This is a genomic window from Pseudomonas sp. Pf153 (assembly GCF_001269775.1).
GTDB lineage: Bacteria > Pseudomonadota > Gammaproteobacteria > Pseudomonadales > Pseudomonadaceae > Aquipseudomonas > Aquipseudomonas uvaldensis.
The window spans coordinates 244,044-263,632 of the sequence record NZ_LHVL01000013.1; the positions used below are offsets into that span (position 1 = coordinate 244,044).

Below are 19,589 nucleotides of genomic sequence, written 5' to 3' on the forward strand. Positions count from 1 at the left end.
CACTCCTGAATCAGAGGTGCCTGTTCATGCGACTGATGGTGGCTGCGGCAGTTCCGATTTTCAGGTGATGGCTTCAGATAAAGACAATTTCATAGGGCAACCCCATGCGATCCAGAATGACCCGGGGTACCAGCGGAGAAATACCGATGGCCGGTTCGCCGTTGAGCTGGCTGGCGTAGGCATGCATGGCGTGGCGCTTGCGGGCGGTGGTCCAGACGTCCAGTCGCAGCTTGCGTGCCCGGTGCCAGGGAATCCTGCCCTGTTCGCGAACGGGCCAGTGCCAGGCCCATACAGGCAGCTCGTTGAACGTCGCCCCGACGCTTTCAGCCGCCAGCGCCCCGGCGCGGCCAACGGTGTCGTGGTCGCTGTCGCCGTCCTGGCGCCAGGTGCTGAACACCACGTCGCCCGGCCTCAGGTAATGACCGATGAAGGCAGTCAACTGCGCCTCATGTTCGCAAAGGGTCTTTTCCGTGAAGCCGCCGCGTACCCACTGCAGGCCCTGGACCGAGATGCCCAGACGATGCAGGGCGTCCACGCTTTCCTGGGGATGGGGGCGGTAGATGCGCAGACGTTCATCGGTCCACAAAGAGGATCCTGGATGGCTGAACTCACCGTCGGTGACCGAGATCAGCAGCAGGGGCTGGTCCAGATTGCTCAGAAGCTGGAGCAATCCGCCGCAGGCTCCGATCTCATCGCCGGGATGGGGTGCGAGGATGACGGCGCGGGCACCTGCGGGGACCAGTGTCTGGGTACTGATGATGGGAATGTCGGCCAGTTGGGGCGCGCTGTTCCAAATCTGCGGGTGTTGCCGGCCTTGCAAGCGAGAGGCAAGTTTCATGAGGACATCCTTGTTATGTTCAATCTTTCAGCCATGCATCGAACTCACTGCGCGATGATGCCGCTAACGGCCAGGCTGCGATCCGCGGAACTCCGATCCTGGAATCGACCGCATATGAAGTATTGACCATGACGGTCGATTCGTCGCGTCACTTATGTATCTGAACTGCAGTTTTTCGTCGGACCTGGACTGCAGGAGCCCACAACACCGCGTCCTTGCGGTGTGCTTGGCCTCTGTAACTTTTCTTATCGTCAGCGCTGCTATTCCTCCTCCCGTTGCAGTTCGAACAGCAGCAGCGAGCGTCCTGTCACGGAGTACTCGGTATCGAAGTCGAAACGCTCCTGGCCTCGGATGGTTGGCTGGTTAGTGTCCACCATACAGGTCCAGAAGCTGCCTTCGGGCACCTCCGGCAGACGGAAGTTGACAATGTCATGGTGTGCGTTGACCACCAAAAGCAACGTCGCGTCACCGCCCTTGCGTCGGATACCGGTTTCCTGGGCACGGCCGTCCATCAGCATGCCCAGGCAGCGACCATGGCTGTCCTGCCACTGCTCGACGGTCATTTCACTGCCATCCGGTGCCAGCCAGGTGACGTCCTTGACGCCGATATCCTCGTTGTAATTACCCACCAGGAAGCGTCCACGCCGCAGGATCGGATAGGCCAGGCGCAGCTTGATCAGGCGCTTGACGAACTGCAACAGCGCGGCGCCGTCCTCGCTCAGGTCCCAATTGACCCAACCGATCTCGCTGTCCTGGCAATAGGCGTTATTGTTGCCATGCTGGGTCCGGGCGAATTCGTCACCGGCGACGATCATCGGCGTGCCCTGGGCCAACAGCAGGGTCGCGAAGAAGTTGCGCATCTGGCGATGGCGCAGTGCATTGATCTGCGGATCATCCGTCGGGCCTTCGACGCCATGGTTCCAGGACAGGTTATTGTTGCTTCCGTCCTGGTTGTTTTCGTCGTTGGCCTCGTTGTGCTTGTCGTTGTACGACACCAGGTCGTGCAGCGTAAACCCATCATGGGCGGTGACGAAGTTCACCGAAGCGTAGGGGCGCCGCCCGCGCTGATTGAACATCTCCCCCGAGGCCGTCATGCGGCTGGCGAAATCGGCGAGTTGGCCATCGTCACCTTTCCAGAAGGCTCGAACCGTGTCGCGGAACTTGTCGTTCCACTCGACCCAGCCCGGCGGAAAACGGCCCACCTGATACCCACCGGGGCCACAGTCCCAGGGCTCGGCGATCAGCTTCACCTGGCGCAGCACCGGGTCCTGGCGGCAGGCGACGAGGAAGCTGTGACGCTCGTCGAAGCCGTCGTGATAGCGCCCCAGAATGGTCGCAAGATCGAAACGGAAGCCATCCACGTGCATTTCCGTGGCCCAGTAGCGCAGGGAGTCGGTGACCATTTGCAACACGCAGGGATGGCTCAAGTCCAGGGTGTTGCCGGTTCCCGAGTCGTTGATGTAATAGCGCTTGTCGTCGGGCATCAGCCGGTAATAGGAGGCGTTGTCGATGCCTCGCATGGACAGGGTAGGGCCTTGCTCGTTGCCTTCCGCGGTGTGGTTGTAGACCACGTCGAGGATGACCTCGAGGTTGGCCTCATGCAGGTGGGCGACCATTTCCTTGAACTCGGCGATCTTGCCGCTGGCCAGGTAGCGCGGATCCGGGGCGAAGAACGCGATGCTGTTGTAGCCCCAGTAATTGGTCATGCCTTTGTGCAGCAGGTGTTGGTCGTTGACGAATGCGTGGATGGGCAACAGTTCCACCGACGAGACACCCAGTTTGCGGATGTGATCGATCACATCGTCCACCATCAGCCCGGCGAATGTGCCGCGCAGGTGCTCGGGTACCGAGGGATGACGCATGCTGAAGCCGCGCACGTGGGTTTCGTACAGGATGGTCTTTTCCCACGGCACGCTGACGCGATGGTCGTGCCCCCAGGTGTGGGCCGGGTCGATGACCTTGCATTTGGGCACGAACGGGGCGCTGTCGCGTTCATCGAAGCTCAGGTCGCCGTCGGGGTGGCCGATGGTGTAGCCGAACAGGGCTTCGGACCACTTGAGTTCGCCCACCAGTTGCTTGGCGTAGGGATCGATCAGCAACTTGTTGGGGTTGAAGCGATGGCCGTTTTCAGGATCGTACGGACCGTAGACCCGATACCCATAGATCAATCCCGGATGAGCGTCTGGCAGGTAACCGTGGTAGATCTCATCGGTGTACTCAGGCAGCTCGATGCGCTCGAGCTCGACCTCGCCGGTGTCATCGAAGATACACAGTTCGACCTTGGTGGCATTGGCTGAAAACAGCGCGAAGTTGACCCCCAGGCCGTCCCAGGTCGCGCCGAGGGGAAAAGGCAGCCCTTCACGAATCCGCGAAGCCTCAATGACGGGCGGCGGCGTGTTTTTTTTTGGACGGGTCATGTTTGCTCCTGCAAAAGACAGCCGGATACAAGGCTGTCGACTCTGAATGCGATGATTTCATGTGGATCCCGATGCCCGGTCCTGGCAGGGGAGGCGCCCTGAAGGCGCACAGCTGTCCTTTCATGCGACGACTGCTGCGCACCAGGCGGGGACGGCTCCTCTCGCCACAAGCGCGACGTACAACGCCCGTAGATGCATGGCTACAGACCGATGATCAGACCGCTGGAGGCTTGCGCGCCGCTCGTGGTTTTTTTTCTGCCGACTTGGCTGCCGAGGGCACCACGGCTGCGCTTGCAGAGGGTTTGGCTGCCGGCTTGGCCTTGGGCGCGGTGCTTTTCACAACGGCCTTGGCGGTAGCGCTCTTGGCCGCCGCAGATTTGGCGCCATCTGCTTTCGCCGCCGCGGGCTTGTCGGCTTTGGGTGGCTTGCTTGGGGCCAATGCTTCGGCCTCGGCGAGCTTGCGGGCCATCTCCCAGTGGCGTTTTTCCTGTCCTGTGGGTTTACCCTCGGATTCCCAGATCTGATAGGCAAACTCACGGATGCGTTTATCGTCGGTGCTCATCACGATGCTCCTGATTGGATAAAGATGTTGACCGGGAAATCCCCCAGCGCGGCGCTGACCATCAGCTCCCCTTGGGGTGTGACTGCTGCGCTTGCAAAAAGTCCCTTCAGTTTTCCATCCTCGGCGGCGAACGGTAACGACACGCGGGTATCGCTCCAAACCGACGCAGCCACCTGTGGCTCGGCACTGTTTTCCAGCAGCCGGGCCGCATGGACCGGTACCACCACGATCGCTCGCTGCTGCTCGTACTCGCGCATGAAGGCCAGGATCCGGTCGGCATGCTCACCGAGTACCTGCAGCGGTTGGTAGCGTCCCTGGTGGAACACTTGTGGGTACATCCCCCGCAAGGCCAATGTCCTGGCGATCAGGGCCTGCTTGATCCGGCCATCGCGCCAGTCGCGCACGAGCGTGGCTGGAGCACTGTCGGCCTGCAGCGCGTTGCGGCGTGCATCGAAGTCCACGGGCCGACGGTTGTCCGGGTCTACCAGACTGAAATCCCAGAATTCATTGCCCTGATACAGATCGGGTACGCCGGGTACCGTCATGCGCAGCAAGGTTTGCGCCAAACCGTTGAGGGCGCCCGCCGGGGCGATGGCCTGCACCGCATCGGCGATGGCGCTGCGTAGCGGCAGCCCTTCATCACCGAGCAGCAACCGTTCGAGGAACATCTGGGTCGCCTGCTCATAGGCGTCATTGACGGACGCCCAACTGCTCTGCAACTTGGCTTCGCGCAGGGCCTTGCGCTGCCATTGCCATAAACGCTCGTTGTAGCCGGCGAGCGCCTGCTGGTCCTGGAGATCGAGGTCCAGCGGCCAACTGCCGAGCAGCGCCTGATACAGGATCAGTTCATCGCCGGTCGAAGGCGCCGAAGGGTCGCTGTGCAGCGACGGAGCAAGGATGCGCCATTGCTCCACGCACGAGGTGTACCAGTCGGCACGTTCGCTGAGTACCGCCAGCCGGGCCCGCGTATCTTCGCCACGCTTGTGGTCGTGGGTAGCGGTGGTGATCAGGTTGTCGGGGAAATGTTCGAGTCGCGCCAGGCAGGCATCATGGAACTCCTGCGGCGGGGCGCTGAAGCGCTCGGTGTTGTAGCCCACGTCGTTGCGCGACAGCAGCACCGCCGAGCGGTAGAGGGCCGTATCTTCCACGGCTTTGGCGGCGGCGGGTGAGGTCAGTTGCTGGAAACGTACGCAGGCATGACGCAGGCGTTTGCGCTGGCTGCCACGTGGACGCTGTCGCCACGCCATGCCGCCGAGCCAAGTGGCCAGGCAGTCGAGCACGGGCCAGTCGGCTTCGCTGAGGTTTTGCCGGGCGCCCTCCAGCGCTTTCTGGAAAAACACATCGTCTTCGGCGCTGCGACCGAGGGCGCTGATGTAGGTGCGGTATACCGGGAAATGCACGATCAGCTCTTGCAAGGCTCGCCTGATCGCGCCCAGGGTCAGGTCCCGGGTCATGACATCGTCCCGGGCCACCTGGAGCAGGGCTTGGGCGACGCTTTCGAAATCACTGGCCAGAGAGCCATTGAGAATCTGCTGGCGGGCCAGGCGGGCCTCTTCGATAAAGTGCGCCGGCCGCTCGCTGTTTCGGCTCCAGAACTCGGCGAGGGCATCGGCACCGCTCGGATCATGCTGCAACAGTGAAACCTGGTTCATGAACTCATAGCCGGTGCTGCCGTCGACCTTCCAGTCCTGGCGCAGGGTTTCGCCATCGCCAAGGATTTTCTCGACAAAGATGGGCAAGTGTCGCGAGGGCGACAAGGCATCGACGCGCCTGCGCAGCTTGCGGCAGTAGCCGCGAGGATCGGCCAGGCCATCGATGTGATCGATACGCAGTCCATCCACCAGGCCCTCGGCGATCAGTTCGAAAATTTTCGCATGGGTCGCTTCGAACACGGCGGGGCGTTCGACCCGCAGCCCACCCAGTTCATTGACATCGAAAAAACGCCGCCAGTTGATGTCATCCGCCGCTGTGCGCCAACTGGCCAGTCGATAGCTTTGGCGTTCGAGCAGTTCATGCAGCTTTTCGAAGCCCTGGGGCTGTGTGGCGTCATAGCCCTGCAAATTGTCTTCGATAGCGGCCAGGATGTCGGGGCGCGTTGCCAGCTCGCTCAATTCGGCCTGCAGTGGGCGGGCGAGGGTATGGGCATCGGTCTGGTAGTTCAGGGTAGTGAATCGCTCGGCGAGGGTCTTGAGCGGTTCGGCCTGTTCGGCTGGCAGGTTTTCCGCGGGCTTGAGCAGTTCGCCATACTGCATCGGGCAGATGGGAAAGTGGTGCTCGTAATGTTCAGCGTAAAAGCTGCCGCGACTCGGATCGAAGCGCAGTTGCAGCGTACCTTCCTGCAACGCCACGCCGTAGTCGCTGCCCAGGAACGGCAGCAGCAACTGGCCTTCCATCAACGGGTCAGGGGAATGCCACTGGATATCGAAGAACTGACCATAGGGACTCAGGCGCCCCCATTCCAGCAAGTCCAGCCACCAGGGGTTGTCGTTGCCGCCAACGGCCATGTGATTGGAGACAATGTCGAGGATCAGGCCCATCCGATGCTCGCGCAGCTTCGCGACGAGACGCTTGAGCGCCGCTTCACCGCCCAGCTCGGGGTTGACCTGAGTCGGATCGACCACGTCATAGCCGTGCATCGATCCGGCTCGCGCCTTGAGCAACGGCGATGCATAGACATGGCTGATGCCCAGCGAGGCGAAGTACGGCACCTGGGGGATCGCGTCGTCCAGGGTAAAACTTTTGTGGAACTGCAGGCGCAAGGTGGCCTGCAACGGTTGGATCGGCGTCTGTTTCATCGGTCACGCTCGTTCGCCTGAAGCCTCGCGCAGGCGAGAATTTCCAGACGCCGGGCGGCGTCCGGGCCATCCAGCAGCGCCTGGCTCTCGCAAGGCAGGCGCCTGCGCCAATTGGGGTGAGTATCGATAGTGCCCGGCAGGTTGGCCTGCTCTTCGATGCCCAGGGCATCTTCGAGCGGTAACAGCACCAGCGGCGCACGGGTGTGGCCCAGGAAGCGAACGCTGGCATCCAGCACCTGGTCGGTTTCGCGATGTTCCTCGCGGAAATTCTGCGGATCCTGGTTCAATACCTGGCGCAGGCCTTCGCGTTCACGCTCACGGTGTCTGCGCCAATCCATTTCCGTGTGAGAGTCGATCAGGTCCAATCGGGCATTCCAGTCGATGTCGTGGCCATGCCACCAACCGTTCAGCGTCGGCAGGTCATGGGTGCTGGTGGTCGCCAGCGCGTTGTCCGGCCAATCGAGGATAGGCTTGAAACGGGTGTTGTCCTGTTCGAACAACAGCACGCGCATGCCGAGGATCGACCGTGCGCTGAGTTTTTCCCGCAGGCCGTCGGGCACGGTGCCGAGGTCCTCGCCCAGTACGATGGCCTGGTGGCGGTGGGATTCCAGGGCCAGCAGGCGTAGTAAATCGTCCAACGGGTAATAAAGGTAGGCACCATCGGTGGGCGGTGCGCCGTTGGGGATCACCCACAGGCGTTGCAGACCCATGACGTGATCGATGCGCAAGCCGCCGGCGTGGGCGAAGTTGGCTCGCAGCATTTCGATGAAGGCGCGAAAACCGTTGCGCACCAGGCCTTCCGGTGAAAATGCGGAGATTCCCCAGCCCTGGCCGGAACGGTTGAGGATGTCCGGTGGCGCTCCCACGGTCAGCGACGCCAGCAATTCGTCCTGCCGGCTCCAGGCCTGGCTGCCGGCACCATCGGCCCCCACGGCCAGGTCGGCGATCAGGCCGATGCCCATGCCGCTGGATCTGGCAGCACTCTGGGCGCGCTCCAGGCATCGGGCGATCAACCACTGGCAAAAAGCATGGAAGCCGATTTCATCGGCATTTTCTTCAGCGAAACGCGCCAGCGTCGGGCTGCGTGGGTTACGCCACTCCTCGGGCCATTGGCGCCAGTCGAGGCTCTCGCCCCGGGCGGCGCGTTCGGCTTGCAAGGCTTCGAAGCGACAGTGGTTCTCCAGGGCTTCGCCACCGCTGTGGCGGAAGCTGCCGAAATCTTCGTGCAGCGGATGTTGCCCCTGGTTGAAACCGTCATACAGGGCGCGCAGGATCTTCTGCTTGGCTTCGGCCGCCACAGGCCAGTCGACCAGCGGCTGTTCCTCCAGATGGCGCAGTTGATTGGTCAGGCCCGTGGCATCGATGGCCGTGCGTAACGGCCGTTCGCCGAGGATCGTGCCGGGTGCGGCGTACAGGCTGTTGAGAAACAGTCGACTGGAGGGCGAGTACGGGCTGTAGCGACCGGTGTCGCTGCTGAACATCGCATGGATCGGGCTGATCGCCAGGGCGTCGGCGCCGCGTTCGCCCGCCATGCGGGCCAGTTCTTCCAATGCCTGTGTATCGCCGAAACCGCCATCGCCAGGGCGACGCAATGCATACAACTGTGCACTCAAGCCCCAGGCCCTGGGCGTCGGGTCGTCCACCGCATCGGCAACGCTGTAGCAACGAGCCGGCGCCACGGCGAGGGTAAAGTGCTGGTCCTGGATGCTGACGTGCTGATACCCCACCGGGACCATGCCCGGTAGCCTGGCATCGGCGTCGAGTTTCAGGTGCAGAATCGCGCCATCCTCGAGTCGGATTTCGCACGGAGTCGATCCTTCGAAATAGCGGCTCAGGTCTACGCTGACTCCGGCGTCGGCGGTAATCAGCGGTGGCAGGCGATGGTTTTGCTGGTCTTCTTGCAATTGCAACAGACTGGCGTCGATTTCCTGAGCACTGCCGGCTGGATGGCCGAGGCCGGTCAGGACCGAACGCAAGACGGCGGGAGAAACTTTCTGGGGCCGGCCGTTGGCGTCGATCCAGTCCACAGCCAGGCCCGCTCGCCCGGCGAGGATCTCCAGTTGCGCATCGCTCATAGGCGCTCTCCAGTGATGTCAGGTAACTTAACCGCTTGAGTCAGGGTGACCAGCGCGCAATAGGGCGCAAGAACGCCCTTTTGCAACAGACCCATGGCTTGCGGCGGATGTTCGAAAAGAATGCGTCCATCCTCCGCGGCGGTATGTTCGACCGATTGCTCACTGAGGTTCAGGTCGATGCGCAACACGCTGCCATCTTCCATTCGCCAGCGGGCGCTGATCGCGCCCTGGCCCAGCACATCGGCTCCGAGGGCCTGGATGGCGGGCAGGCGCGGCACGATTTCTTCACGGCGGATTTTCAGCAACTGGCGATACAGGGTCTCGTTGGCCAGTTGCTCCGGCTGAAGGCTCTCCAGGTCAGGGCGTGAAGCTTCGAAAGTCTCGACTGCGTTGGGATCTGGAATCCGCTCGCGCTTTTGCGGGTCGGCGAAGGCGCTGAAGGCCTTGAATTCGTTGCGCCGACCTTCGCGTACCAGTTCCGCCAGCTCGCCGTGATGGCTGGTAAAGAACAGGAACGGCTGTCCGGCTTTCACTTCGTCGCCCATAAACAGCAACGGGATCATCGGCGACAGCAGCAACAGGACCGTTGCCGCCTGCAACGCCTGGGGATGCGCCAGTTGATGCAGGCGCTCGCCCAGGGCCCGGTTACCGATCTGGTCGTGGTTCTGCAGGAACAGCACGAAGGCATTGGCCGGTAAATGGCCGCTGGGTTCTCCCCGGGGTTCCCCATGGCGGTTGATATGCCCCTGGAAGACGAAACCCTGGCTGAGACAGCGCGCCAGCTTCTCCGTGGGTTGTTCGGCATAGTCGGCGTAATAGGCGTCGGTCTCGCCGGTCAGCAAGACATGCAAGGCGTTATGGCCATCGTCGTTCCATTGGGCGTCGTAGCCTTGTTCCAGGAGGCTGGCCTGGTTGTGTTCGTTCTCGACGGTCAGCCAGACATGCCGCGTCGGATCGACCTGCTGGCGGACCCTGGCGGCCAGCTCCTGCAGAAAGTCCGGGTCTTCGATGGCGTGCACGGCATCCAGGCGCAGGCCGTCGAAACGGTATTCCAGTACCCACATGAGCGCATTGTCGATGAAGAAATCCCGCACTTCGCGGCGCCTGAAATCAATGGCCGCACCCCAGGGGGTGTGCTTGTCTTCGCGGAAGAAACCCTTGGCATAGCGGTGCAGATAATTGCCATCGGGCCCGAAGTGGTTGTAGACCACATCCAGGATGACGGCGAGTCCGTGTCCATGGGCGCTGTCGATCAGGTGCTTGAGTTGTTCCGGCGTGCCATAGGAAGCCTGGGGCGCGTACGGCAGGACACCGTCATAGCCCCAGTTGCGGTCGCCTGGAAACTGCGCAAGCGGCATCAGTTCGATGGCGGTCACGCCCAGCCCGGCCAGACGTGCCAGTTGCTGTTCGACGCCTTCGAACCCTCCGAGGGCGCCGACATGCAGTTCGTAAATCACCGCTTCGTACCAGGGACGACCGGACCAATTGGTGTGCCGCCACTGGTACGCGTGGGGATCGACCACCACGCTCTGGCGATCGATGTCGCCGGCCTGGGCACGGGAGGCGGGGTCGGGCACCTCCAGTTCGCCGTCGATGTTGAAGCGATAACGGGTGCCGGCGGGGCAACGGGTCTGGATCATGAACCAGCCGTTGGCCTGGGGCAGCAGGGGTATTGATTCTCCAGTGTCGAGTTCGACACTGACGTAAAACGCATCCGGGGCCCACAGGGCGAAACGAGTGTGCTCGGTATCAAGCATGATCGCGCCGTGAGTCCAGGTTTCAGGCGTCCTTGACGGCATCGATCACCTCATTGTCTTGTCGATTTGCCCAGCGATTTCGCCACCAGTTGTTCATAGAGTTCGGCGTAGGGTTCGACCGCCTTGCACCAGTTGAAAGGCGCCGACATCGCCCGGCACCGCATGGCATTGAGCAGCTCGGGGAACGAGAAGACCTTGAAGGCCCGGCTCAATGCCTGTTTATAGCTGTCCACGGTGGATTCATTGAACAGGAAGCCGGTGATGCCATCCTCGATGGTGTCGGCCAGCCCACCGGTATTGCGTGCCACCGGCAGCGAGCCGAAGCGTTGGGCATACATCTGGCTCAGGCCGCAGGGCTCGTAGCGGGACGGCATCAGCAGGAAATCGCTGCCCGCGAACATGCGCCGTGCGTCGGTTTCGTTGAAGCCGATGCGTACGCCGATCCGTCCCGGGAAGCGCAGGGCCAGTTCGCGCATGGCTTGTTCTTCCTCCGGTTCACCACGACCGATTATTGCGATCTGACCTCCGGATTCGACGATGAACTCAGCCACGGCTTCGGTCAGGTCCAGGCCTTTCTGATACACCAGGCGGGACACCACGGCGAACAGTGGGCCCTTGGAGTCGTCCAGGCCGAAGAGTTCGCGTACATGGGCAGCATTCGCCGCCTTACCCTCCCATTCGCCGATGGCGAACTGGCGGTACAGGTGGGTGTCGGTGGCCGAATCCCAGCTTTCATCGATGCCGTTGGGAATGCCGCTGAGCAGGCCCTGTTGCGTCTTGGCCGCGAGGAAGCCGTCGAGCCCGCAACCGAACGCAGGCGTGGTGATTTCCTGGGCATAGGTGGCGCTGACGGTGGTGATGTGGCTGGAATAGGCCATGCCGGCCTTGAGGAACGACAACTTGCCGTAGAACTCCATGCCTTCCTGTTGCAGCGCATGTTCAGGAATGCCCAGTTCAGGGCAGGACGCCAGGCTGACTACGCCCTGGTACGCCAGGTTGTGAATGGTGAACAACGTCGGGGTGCGCTGGCCGCGCCAATGCATATAGGCCGGTGCCAGTCCGGCAGGCCAGTCGTGGGCGTGGACCAGATCGGGGCACCAGTGGATCTGTGCGAGGTTGGCCGCGATGTCCGCCGCCGCGAGGCCCAGGCGAGCGAAACGAATGTGGTTATCGGGCCAGTCGCGGCCGTTGTTGGCGCCATAGGGCGAGCCATCGCGCGCATACAGCTCGGGACAGATCAGCACATAGATCACCAGGCCATCGGCCATGTCCATGCGTCCGATCTTGCAAGGCGGCAGCGCCGCATGGCCGCCCAGTTCGCCGATAATGTGGATCGGATTGCCACTGTTCATCACCTGCGGGTATCCGGGGATCAGCACCCGGACATCATGCACGCCGGCCATGGCCCGGGGCAGGGCGGACGAGACGTCGCCCAGGCCGCCAGTCTTGACCAGGTCGGCGATTTCCGAGGTCACGAACAGGATCTTCTTGCGGTTGGGGTTTTGTCGAACGACGGGGAGCAGTGCCTTGCCTCCGGTGGACAGCACCGGTGCCGTCGGCGATTCACTCGCCGGCGGTAGTTGTGAGCGAACGTGTTGTGGTTCCAAGGCAGCACTGATCATAAATTTCTCCTGTTTCTCGATCTGTTTCCGGCTAGCGCCAGAGCTGTTGTTTCATTGGCCGAATCCTGCGGCCAGGCGCACAAGCGCTACGCAAGGAGAGCAAAGCGCTGCCCAATGCGGCGAAGCGAATCAGGTGAGAGGGCTGTTGCAAGGACTGCACCAGCCGCTATTGCCCTACCTCTAACCTGACCTGTCGCCGTTGCGAAAAGTTTCGACTTTTTTTCGTCGAGATGACCGGTCGGTTTTTCCCCGGATTTGCAGTCTAGGCCGGAACCTAGAGCGGTACGGTGCGCTTCGTCGAATTGTCGGACAATCACGTCTTTTGTCGGCAATGTCTTACACGACAACGAGAAATACGCACCGACGAAGTGCAGGTTTCTGTCATGTGTTTGGTGTAGCGGGAACATCGCGTTTCATCGATGTGCGCGCTGAAATGGCGTGATGCACCATTAGGGGGCAGGGGAAAAAGGGAGGCGTTTTGATGGCTTTTGAAGCCTGCTAAACGTTGATCAACAGCGGACCTGTGGGAGCGGGCTTACTCGCGAATGCGTCAGTACGGCCAACTTTGGGGCGGCTGATTCGCCGCTTCGCTCCCTTCGCTCCCAACAGGGAATCAGGTAGTCGGCGTCAACAGGCGGATCGGCTTGCCGGTCGCCCAGGCTTGCAGGTCTTCGATCATCTGGGAATAGAACTGCCGGTAATTCTGTCGGCTGACGTAACCCACGTGCGGCGTGGCCAGTACATTGTCGAGCGTGCGGAACGGATGATCGGGGGGTAGGGGTTCCTCGGCGAAAACGTCCAGGGCGGCGCCGGCCAGGCGTCTGTTTTGCAGGGCGTCGATCAGGGCGCCTTCGTCGACAATCGGACCACGGGCGGTGTTGACCAGCAGCGCTTCGGGCTTCATCCAGCCCAGCGCCTGGGCATCGACCAGCCCACGGGAACGCTCCCCAAGCACCAGGTGGATCGAGAGGATGTCAGCCTGCTCGAACAGTTGCTGCTTACCCACATAGGTCACTCCCGCTTCGGCGGCCTGCTCGGCGGTGAGGTTCTGGCTCCAGGCAATCACGCGCATGCCAAACACCTGGCCGAACTGCGCCACTCGCTTGCCGATGCTGCCCAACCCCAGGATCGCCAGGGTCTTGCCGTGGAGGTCGCCTCCCAAGCCTTGCTGCCACAGTCCTGCGCGCAGGGCGTTGGCTTCCTGGAGCAGGTTTCGGCTCAGGGCCATGATCAACGCCCAGGTCAGTTCAGGGGCGGCGTGCTTGTAGCTTTCGGTGCCGCAAATCTGGATGCCCAGCTCGGCAGCGGCCTTGAGATCCAGAGCGGCATTGCGCATGCCTCCGGTGAGCAACAGCTTGAGCCTGGGCAGGCGACGCAGAAGGCCTTCGTCGAATGAGGTCCGTTCGCGCATCACGCAGATCACTTCGAAAGGCTCGAGGCGTTTGGCGAGGGTATCGCGGTCGGCGGGGAAGTCATGCAGGAATGTCACCTGACCGATGCCGTGCAGCACCGACCAGTCCACGACGTCCCGCGCCACGTTTTGCCAATCGTCGATGACTGCTATCTGCACCGCCATGGAACACCTCGTCAGGGAATGGGTTTGTTCAGCCAGCTCAGCAATGCTTCATGGAACCGTTCCGGCTCCTCCATCTGCGGCGCGTGTCCCAGATGGTCGAATTCCACCAGAGTCGAGCGCGGGATGAGCTGGGCGACCTGTTTGCCCAGTACGTCATAGCGACCCAACCTGGCCTTCACCGCCGGCGGCGCGATGTCGCTGCCAATGGCGGTGGTATCGGACGTGCCGATCAGCAGCAGCGTCGGCATCTTCAGGTCCTTGAATTCGTAGTAGACCGGCTGGGTGAAGATCATGTCGTAGATCAACGCCGAGTTCCATGCGACCTGGGTGTGCCCGGGGCCTTTGTTCAAGCCCGCGAGCATGCCTACCCAGCGCTCGAATTCGGGCTTCCAGCGACCGCCATAGTAAGTGGTGCGCTCGTAATTACGAATTCCGTCGGCGTTGAGTTTCAGCTCGCGTTCGTACCATTGGTCCACGGTGCGGTAAGGCACACCGAGGGCTTTCCAGTCTTCCAGGCCGATAGGGTTGACCATCGCCAGTCGCTCGACCTGATCGGGAAACTGCAAGGCGTAGCGGGTGGCGAGCATGCCGCCGGTGGAGTGGCCCAGGACGATGGATTTCTGCACACCAAGGGCCTTGAGCAGGGCCTGGGTGTTGATGGCCAGTTGGTGGAAGCTGTATTGGTAGCGATCAGGCTTGCTGGAAGTGCAAAAGCCGATCTGGTCCGGCGCGATCACTCGATACCCGGCTTCGCTGAGGGTCTTGATCGAATCGCCCCAGGTGGCGGCGCAGAAGTTCTTGCCGTGCATCAACACCACGCTGCGGCCATTGACTTTGCCCTGGGCCGGGACGTCCATGTAGCCCATCTGCAATGACTGGCCCTGAGACTGAAAGGCGAAATGCTTGAGCGTGTAGGGGTATTCGAACCCCTCGAGCTGCGGCCCGTAGGCCGGGCCTTCAGGCGGGCTCGCGGCGTGGGCCAGCAGAGGCAGGGCGGCAGTCAGCAAGAGGCTGGGCAACCAGCGGGCAGTGGAACGCGACATGGTCAATCTCCTTTGGGGCAGCCGACCGATCCTGGGGCGACCCGATTATGGCGACATTAACCACAGGCAATCGAACGGCCCGAACGTTCCACGCAGTGCTTATCAATGGGCCGGATAGTCCGCTACGACGGTTTGAGCCCCGTCTTTTTTCTGGCCGATCACCTGATAGGCATCGCTCATGCCCTCCATTTCCATACCGGGCGAACCCATGGGCATGCCAGGCGCAGCCACGCCGAGCAGATCCTCGCGTTTGCTCAAAGCCATCACCTGGTCCGCCGGTACGTGACCTTCGACAAACTTGCCGTTGATTTCAGCGGTGTGGCAAGAACGCAGGTTCGGTGCCACGCCCAGGCGCTGCTTTACCGCGTCCATGTCGGCTTCGACATGGTCGTTGACCTTGAAGCCATTCTCCTGCAGGTGCGAGATCCATTTCTTGCAGCAGCCGCAGTTGGCGTCGCGGTGCACGTCGATGGTGAGCGGCTCGGCAGCCTGGGCCAGGGTGGTGATGAACAGGGCGCTCAGGGCGAGCAGATGCAAGGGTTTGGACATGGAGGCTGCCTCGTGGAGTGCGATTTGGAAGAAAGGATAACAGAGTAGGGGATAGGAGCTGACAGGGCGCTGAGGGGCAGATGACACAATTGTAAGGTTGGAACTCTTGAAGGCTACACCTGTGTTACCAGCAAAAAAAACGCCCGCCCAAATGGCATTGGCGGGCGTCCGGGAAAAGCCGACTCAGAAAGGAGAGCACTGGCCGGAGCAGGGAGTGGGCGTCACGCCACCGGAATCATCGGATCGGCTGCCGCCAGGGCTGCCGCACGATCGGCAGCAGGTGGGTAGATCCAAACTGTGTTGATCTGGGTCTTGAGCTCTTTGGCTTCCTGTCCCACCAGTTTGAGCTGGCGATCCCAGCCTTCCGTGAATACTGCGCCCCAGGCCCCCAGGTCCAGGCACGTGACGTACTTGGGCTGGCTGTAGGCGATCGGTGCCACGCCCAGCAGATCGGCCGCCACGTTGTTGCCGGCATAGCGACCCAGGGCGATGGCGTGCTGGCAGGACATGGCTGCGTAGTTGCCCAAGGTGTCGGTAGCGGCATAGGCCACGTCACCGGCGGCGAAGATGTCGTTCTGGCCCAGCACTTTCAGATTGCCGTCGACATGCAGGCGACCCTGACGGTCCCGAGTGCCGGGCACTTGTTGGGTCAGCGGACTGGCGTGGAAACCCACGGTCCAGATGACAGTGTTGGACTCGATGCGCTGGCCGTCCGACAGAGTGACGCCGCCGGCATCCACTGACTCGACCGAGGCGTTGAGGATCCATTCGACACCCAGGTGCCCGGAGGCTTCTATGATCGACGGACTAATGCCTTCGCCCAGGGAGGCGCCGATCCGCGGGCCGCGATCCACAACGATCACCCGGATTTTCGCGTCGTCGCCGAGGATCGCTCGAAGGCGGGCGGGCATTTCGGTTGCGGTCTCGATACCGGTAAAGCCTCCGCCGGCAACCACCACGGTGTTGCGAGCCGGACTGTCTGGCAGGCGCTTGAGGGATTTGAGGTGGGCTTCGAGGCGCGTCGCCTGTTCGATTTCATCGACGTCGAAGGCATGCTCGAGCATGCCTTCAAGGTCCGGACGGACCAGTTTGCTGCCCGTGGCGAGGACCAGGCGGTCATAGTTCAGCGTGGCCTGGGTGCCGGAGGCGTCGTGGTAGCCGACCTCTTTGTTGACGGGGTCGATGCGGTGGGCCGAGCCCTGGACGAAATTCACACCGACCGCATCGAACAATCCATGAAGCGGTGCCGCCATGGTATGCACATCGGGCTCGTAGAAACGAGGCCGGATCCGCAGCTCGGCCTGGGGCGCCAGGACCGTGATCTGCACATCGTTGCGCTTGTGCATGTCTACAAGCCGGGCGGCGCTCAACGCGCTCCAGAGCCCGCCGAACCCTGCGCCCACCACCAGAATATGCTGTTTCATGATTTGCTCCCGAAGACAAAATCGTTGAAGGGTTCAGCCCATTTCATTGTGACCGCGCCGCGAGTACCCCGAAGGTGCCTGGCTTACGCCTCCAGCTTCGGTCCGCCAGGGAAATGTTATGCGTCGGCGGGGCGTCCAACACTTCTACATAAGGTCAGCGGGAATATGTGTGGGTATGAAGGACCTATACGAAGGTGTTAGCGCGGCTGGCTTATCAAATGGTGCGCTTGAGCACGGATTCGATGCAGGTGATCAGTTCCGCGCAGCCGAACGGCTTGGGGAAGAATGCCACCGGCTCGGTCACGCCGGCCTTGACCCGGGGCGGGGTGCCGGGATGGCCGCTGATGATAATGATCGGTATGTGGATGTTCCGGGCGGCCAGTTCGTTGCACATTTCGATGCCGCTCATGCCAGGCATCTTGATGTCCGATATCACGCAATCGGTGTGTTCGGGGCCGCTGCCGGAAAGGAAGTCCGGGGCACTGGCGTAAGTACGCACCGTGTACCCGATGGAACGTAACAGGCCGTCCAGTGCTTTTCGAACGGATTCATCGTCATCGACAACTGAAATGATTGCGGTGTTGGACATTGCGATACCCGGCAGCGATATCAGGTCGCCATAACGGCGCCGTTGTCACTGCAAGATACGCTGTCCATGGTCCGCGCCTAGTATACGTGGGTATGAAGATTCAGCCGGGGCGGCGGATATCCAATGCCTGGCCCATGCGGACCAGGTCGGCGAACGAGCGCGCGCACATTTTGCGCATGGCTTGGCCGCGGTGGATCTTGACCGTGATTTCGCTCAGGCCGATTTCTCCGGCGATCTGCTTGTTCATCAGACCCGAGACGGCCAGCGCCATGACCTGCTTCTCCCGTGGCGTCAGGGCGGCGTAGCGTTCTTCCAGCGCCTGGCGGGCATGGTCGGACTCGCGGCGCACCCGGTCCCGCTGATGAGCGGCGGAGACCGCGTCGATCAGATCCTGCTCCCGGAAAGGCTTGCTCAAAAAGTCCACCGCGCCGGCCTTCATGGCCCGGACGGTCATGGGGATGTCGCCATACCCGGTCATGAACACGATCGGCAGGTGGATGTTGGCCGCTGCCAACTCCTGCTGGAAATCCAGGCCGCTGGTGCCCCGCAAACGGACATCCAACACCAGACAACTGGGTACGGCGGGACGGGGATGTTGCATGAACTGCGCCACCGAGCCGAAGGTTTCGACGTGCAGGTCGATGGACCGCAACAGACTGCCCAGGGCTTCGCGCAGTGGCTCATCGTCGTCGACGATGTAGACGATCGGTTCCTGGAGAGTGACCTGGCGAGTGGCGTGATCGGAAGTCATTGGCGTGTCCGACAATCAGGGTTTAGGGAAGGAGCGGTAGCGCGAATCTGAACGAAGTCCCTCGACCGGCTTCGCTGGTGGCCCAGATCCTGCCGTCATGGAACTCGATGATGGAACGGCAGATGGCGAGCCCCATTCCGAGGCCGTTTTGCCTCGTGGTGAAAAACGGGGTGAACAGCGACGGCAGGATGTCTTCAGCGATGCCTGTGCCTTGGTCGGTCACGTCCAGGATGGCCTCGTTATCCGCGATCCAGGTGCGTATCTGCAGAACCCGCTCACTCACCGCAACACCGTCCATGGCATGACAGGCATTGATGACCAGATTGATGATCACCTGCTGCAATTGCACCCGATCGGCACTGACCCGGGCCGCGGGGCTGGCCAGATCGGCTTTCACAGTGACCTTATGAAGCACCAGTTGCTGCTGGACCAGGTTCAATGTCTCGTGGACCACTTCATCCAGGGACTCGGCCTGGCGCCGTGGATCGCATTTTCGCGACAGCGCTCGGATGCGGTCGATGACCTCGCTGGCGCGACGCGAGCTGGCGACGATCCGCTCGAGGGAGTCGAGGGCTTCCTTCATATTGGGTTCCGGACGCTCCAGCCAGCGCCGACAGGCCTGCGCGCTGCTGGTAATGGCGGTGAGCGGCTGGTTGACTTCGTGGGCAATGGAAGCGGCCATTTCCCCCAGGGAGGTCAGGCGGGTGACGTGGGCCAGTTGGGCCTGGGCACGAAACAGTGCTGCTTCGGCCTCCTTGCTGGCGGTCATGTCCATCAACGCCCCCAGATACTGGCAACGACCCTGGGAGGCAGGCAGGAGGCTGGCAATCATATGGATGTGTTTGACGCGACCGTCTGGCATCAGCAGGCGCAGCTCCACCTCGATCTGAGGTTCGCGACGTGCCGCCTGCCCGAACATGTCCAGTAGCCGTTCCAGGTCTTCGGGATGAGTGCGCTCCAGCACCATTGAAACCGTGGGGGGCTTGCCGCAGGGGTATTCGAAGATCCGTGCCGACTCCTCCGACCAGGACAGGTCCGAGCGGTCGCCCCGAAAACCGAAACTTCCGGTCTGGCTCAGACGCTGGGCGCCGACCAGGTACGCCTCGTTGTGGCGCAGGCTGTCGGATGCCTGCTTGCTGCGCAACGCCAGGAAGGCGATGGCCGACAAGGCTGTCAGGCACCTGAAAAAACCGGTAGTGGAATCCCAGCGGTGATAGCCGCCGTTGTACAGGAACATCGCCGTGAGCAGAAACATGCACATCAGTGCGACGGTGATGACCAGGTTGATGGAGAACAGATTGGCCGCCATCAACAGTAATGTGATGTACAGCAGCGTGGGGGCCAGATCGGACCGGGTCTCGGAGTTGATGATGACGATGCCGCAGGCCACCAACAAACCGACCGCCCAGCCCAACGTGTTGACCATCGGGTTGGGACTGATCCCCATCGACGGTCGCGACGCGATCTGGCAAGGGTTATACCGGAGGCTGTCATAGATGTTCCTGAACATCGTGGCGGGTGTGGGCACGCTGGCAGACCTTTTGTTATTGGAGACCGGTTCCGGATAGTCGGGAAAGACAGGGCATCGGTT

Annotated in this window: 14 protein-coding genes; all 14 read right to left on the minus strand. The window is 61.8% G+C overall.

Annotation, left to right across the window (positions count from 1 at the left end; translation table 11 throughout):
- Window positions 1–73 precede the first annotated feature (73 nt).
- Window positions 74–838, minus strand: coding sequence for a PIG-L deacetylase family protein (locus AD666_RS10015; RefSeq protein WP_053151023.1), 765 nt, complete (start codon window positions 836–838; stop codon window positions 74–76).
- Window positions 839–1,098: 260 nt separating this feature from the next.
- Window positions 1,099–3,255: a glycogen debranching protein GlgX gene (gene glgX / locus AD666_RS10020; protein ID WP_053151026.1), complete on the minus strand. Its 2,157-nt coding sequence runs from the start codon at window positions 3,253–3,255 to the stop codon at window positions 1,099–1,101.
- 214 nt (window positions 3,256–3,469) lie between these two features.
- Window positions 3,470–3,817, minus strand: a complete 348-nt coding sequence (locus tag AD666_RS10025; RefSeq protein ID WP_053151030.1) for a DUF2934 domain-containing protein — start codon at window positions 3,815–3,817, stop codon at window positions 3,470–3,472.
- Window positions 3,817–6,612, minus strand: a complete 2,796-nt coding sequence (locus AD666_RS10030; RefSeq protein ID WP_053151034.1) for a malto-oligosyltrehalose synthase — start codon at window positions 6,610–6,612, stop codon at window positions 3,817–3,819. Before AD666_RS10030 ends, AD666_RS10025 begins: the two co-directional genes overlap by 1 nt.
- A complete protein-coding gene (gene malQ / locus AD666_RS10035; protein WP_053151037.1) occupies window positions 6,609–8,687 on the minus strand; it encodes a 4-alpha-glucanotransferase in 2,079 nt (692 codons plus the stop codon). The genes AD666_RS10030 and malQ overlap by 4 nt, the downstream gene beginning before the upstream one ends.
- Window positions 8,684–10,486, minus strand: a complete 1,803-nt coding sequence (gene treZ, locus AD666_RS10040) for a malto-oligosyltrehalose trehalohydrolase (protein ID WP_053151040.1) — start codon at window positions 10,484–10,486, stop codon at window positions 8,684–8,686. The genes malQ and treZ overlap by 4 nt, the downstream gene beginning before the upstream one ends.
- A gap of 8 nt (window positions 10,487–10,494) precedes the next feature.
- Window positions 10,495–12,066, minus strand: a complete 1,572-nt coding sequence (glgA, locus tag AD666_RS10045) for a glycogen synthase GlgA (RefSeq protein ID WP_053151043.1) — start codon at window positions 12,064–12,066, stop codon at window positions 10,495–10,497.
- A 613-nt stretch (window positions 12,067–12,679) separates the two neighbouring features.
- Entirely contained in the window at window positions 12,680–13,642 is a 963-nt protein-coding gene (locus tag AD666_RS10050; RefSeq protein ID WP_053151046.1) for a D-2-hydroxyacid dehydrogenase family protein, read from the minus strand.
- An 11-nt stretch (window positions 13,643–13,653) separates the two neighbouring features.
- Window positions 13,654–14,685: an alpha/beta fold hydrolase gene (locus AD666_RS10055; RefSeq protein WP_053151049.1), complete on the minus strand. Its 1,032-nt coding sequence runs from the start codon at window positions 14,683–14,685 to the stop codon at window positions 13,654–13,656.
- A 102-nt stretch (window positions 14,686–14,787) separates the two neighbouring features.
- Complete coding sequence (locus tag AD666_RS10060; protein ID WP_053151052.1) at window positions 14,788–15,234, minus strand: DUF411 domain-containing protein; 447 nt, start codon at window positions 15,232–15,234, stop codon at window positions 14,788–14,790.
- A 221-nt stretch (window positions 15,235–15,455) separates the two neighbouring features.
- Entirely contained in the window at window positions 15,456–16,658 is a 1,203-nt protein-coding gene (locus tag AD666_RS10065; RefSeq protein ID WP_053151054.1) for an NAD(P)/FAD-dependent oxidoreductase, read from the minus strand.
- A 214-nt stretch (window positions 16,659–16,872) separates the two neighbouring features.
- Window positions 16,873–17,247 (minus strand): response regulator transcription factor, encoded by a 375-nt coding sequence (locus tag AD666_RS10070; protein ID WP_053151058.1) that lies wholly within the window; start codon window positions 17,245–17,247, stop codon window positions 16,873–16,875.
- Window positions 17,248–17,347: 100 nt separating this feature from the next.
- Window positions 17,348–17,998: a response regulator transcription factor gene (locus AD666_RS10075; protein WP_053151060.1), complete on the minus strand. Its 651-nt coding sequence runs from the start codon at window positions 17,996–17,998 to the stop codon at window positions 17,348–17,350.
- Between the two features lie 22 nt (window positions 17,999–18,020).
- Window positions 18,021–19,445 (minus strand): ATP-binding protein, encoded by a 1,425-nt coding sequence (locus AD666_RS10080; RefSeq protein WP_053151062.1) that lies wholly within the window; start codon window positions 19,443–19,445, stop codon window positions 18,021–18,023.
- Between the last annotated feature and the right edge of the window lie 144 nt (window positions 19,446–19,589).

Bases quoted from the DNA above. Each gene is read 5' to 3' on its own strand.
- AD666_RS10015 (WP_053151023.1), bottom strand. From the start codon at position 838: ATGAAACTTGCCTCTCGCTTGCAAGGCCGGCAACACCCGCAGATTTGG.
- glgX (WP_053151026.1), bottom strand. From the start codon at position 3,255: ATGACCCGTCCAAAAAAAAACACGCCGCCGCCCGTCATTGAGGCTTCG.
- AD666_RS10025 (WP_053151030.1), bottom strand. From the start codon at position 3,817: ATGAGCACCGACGATAAACGCATCCGTGAGTTTGCCTATCAGATCTGG.
- AD666_RS10030 (WP_053151034.1), bottom strand. From the start codon at position 6,612: ATGAAACAGACGCCGATCCAACCGTTGCAGGCCACCTTGCGCCTGCAG.
- malQ (WP_053151037.1), bottom strand. From the start codon at position 8,687: ATGAGCGATGCGCAACTGGAGATCCTCGCCGGGCGAGCGGGCCTGGCT.
- treZ (WP_053151040.1), bottom strand. From the start codon at position 10,486: ATGCCGTCAAGGACGCCTGAAACCTGGACTCACGGCGCGATCATGCTT.
- glgA (WP_053151043.1), bottom strand. From the start codon at position 12,066: ATGATCAGTGCTGCCTTGGAACCACAACACGTTCGCTCACAACTACCG.
- AD666_RS10050 (WP_053151046.1), bottom strand. From the start codon at position 13,642: ATGGCGGTGCAGATAGCAGTCATCGACGATTGGCAAAACGTGGCGCGG.
- AD666_RS10055 (WP_053151049.1), bottom strand. From the start codon at position 14,685: ATGTCGCGTTCCACTGCCCGCTGGTTGCCCAGCCTCTTGCTGACTGCC.
- AD666_RS10060 (WP_053151052.1), bottom strand. From the start codon at position 15,234: ATGTCCAAACCCTTGCATCTGCTCGCCCTGAGCGCCCTGTTCATCACC.
- AD666_RS10065 (WP_053151054.1), bottom strand. From the start codon at position 16,658: ATGAAACAGCATATTCTGGTGGTGGGCGCAGGGTTCGGCGGGCTCTGG.
- AD666_RS10070 (WP_053151058.1), bottom strand. From the start codon at position 17,247: ATGTCCAACACCGCAATCATTTCAGTTGTCGATGACGATGAATCCGTT.
- AD666_RS10075 (WP_053151060.1), bottom strand. From the start codon at position 17,998: ATGACTTCCGATCACGCCACTCGCCAGGTCACTCTCCAGGAACCGATC.
- AD666_RS10080 (WP_053151062.1), bottom strand. From the start codon at position 19,445: ATGGGGATCAGTCCCAACCCGATGGTCAACACGTTGGGCTGGGCGGTC.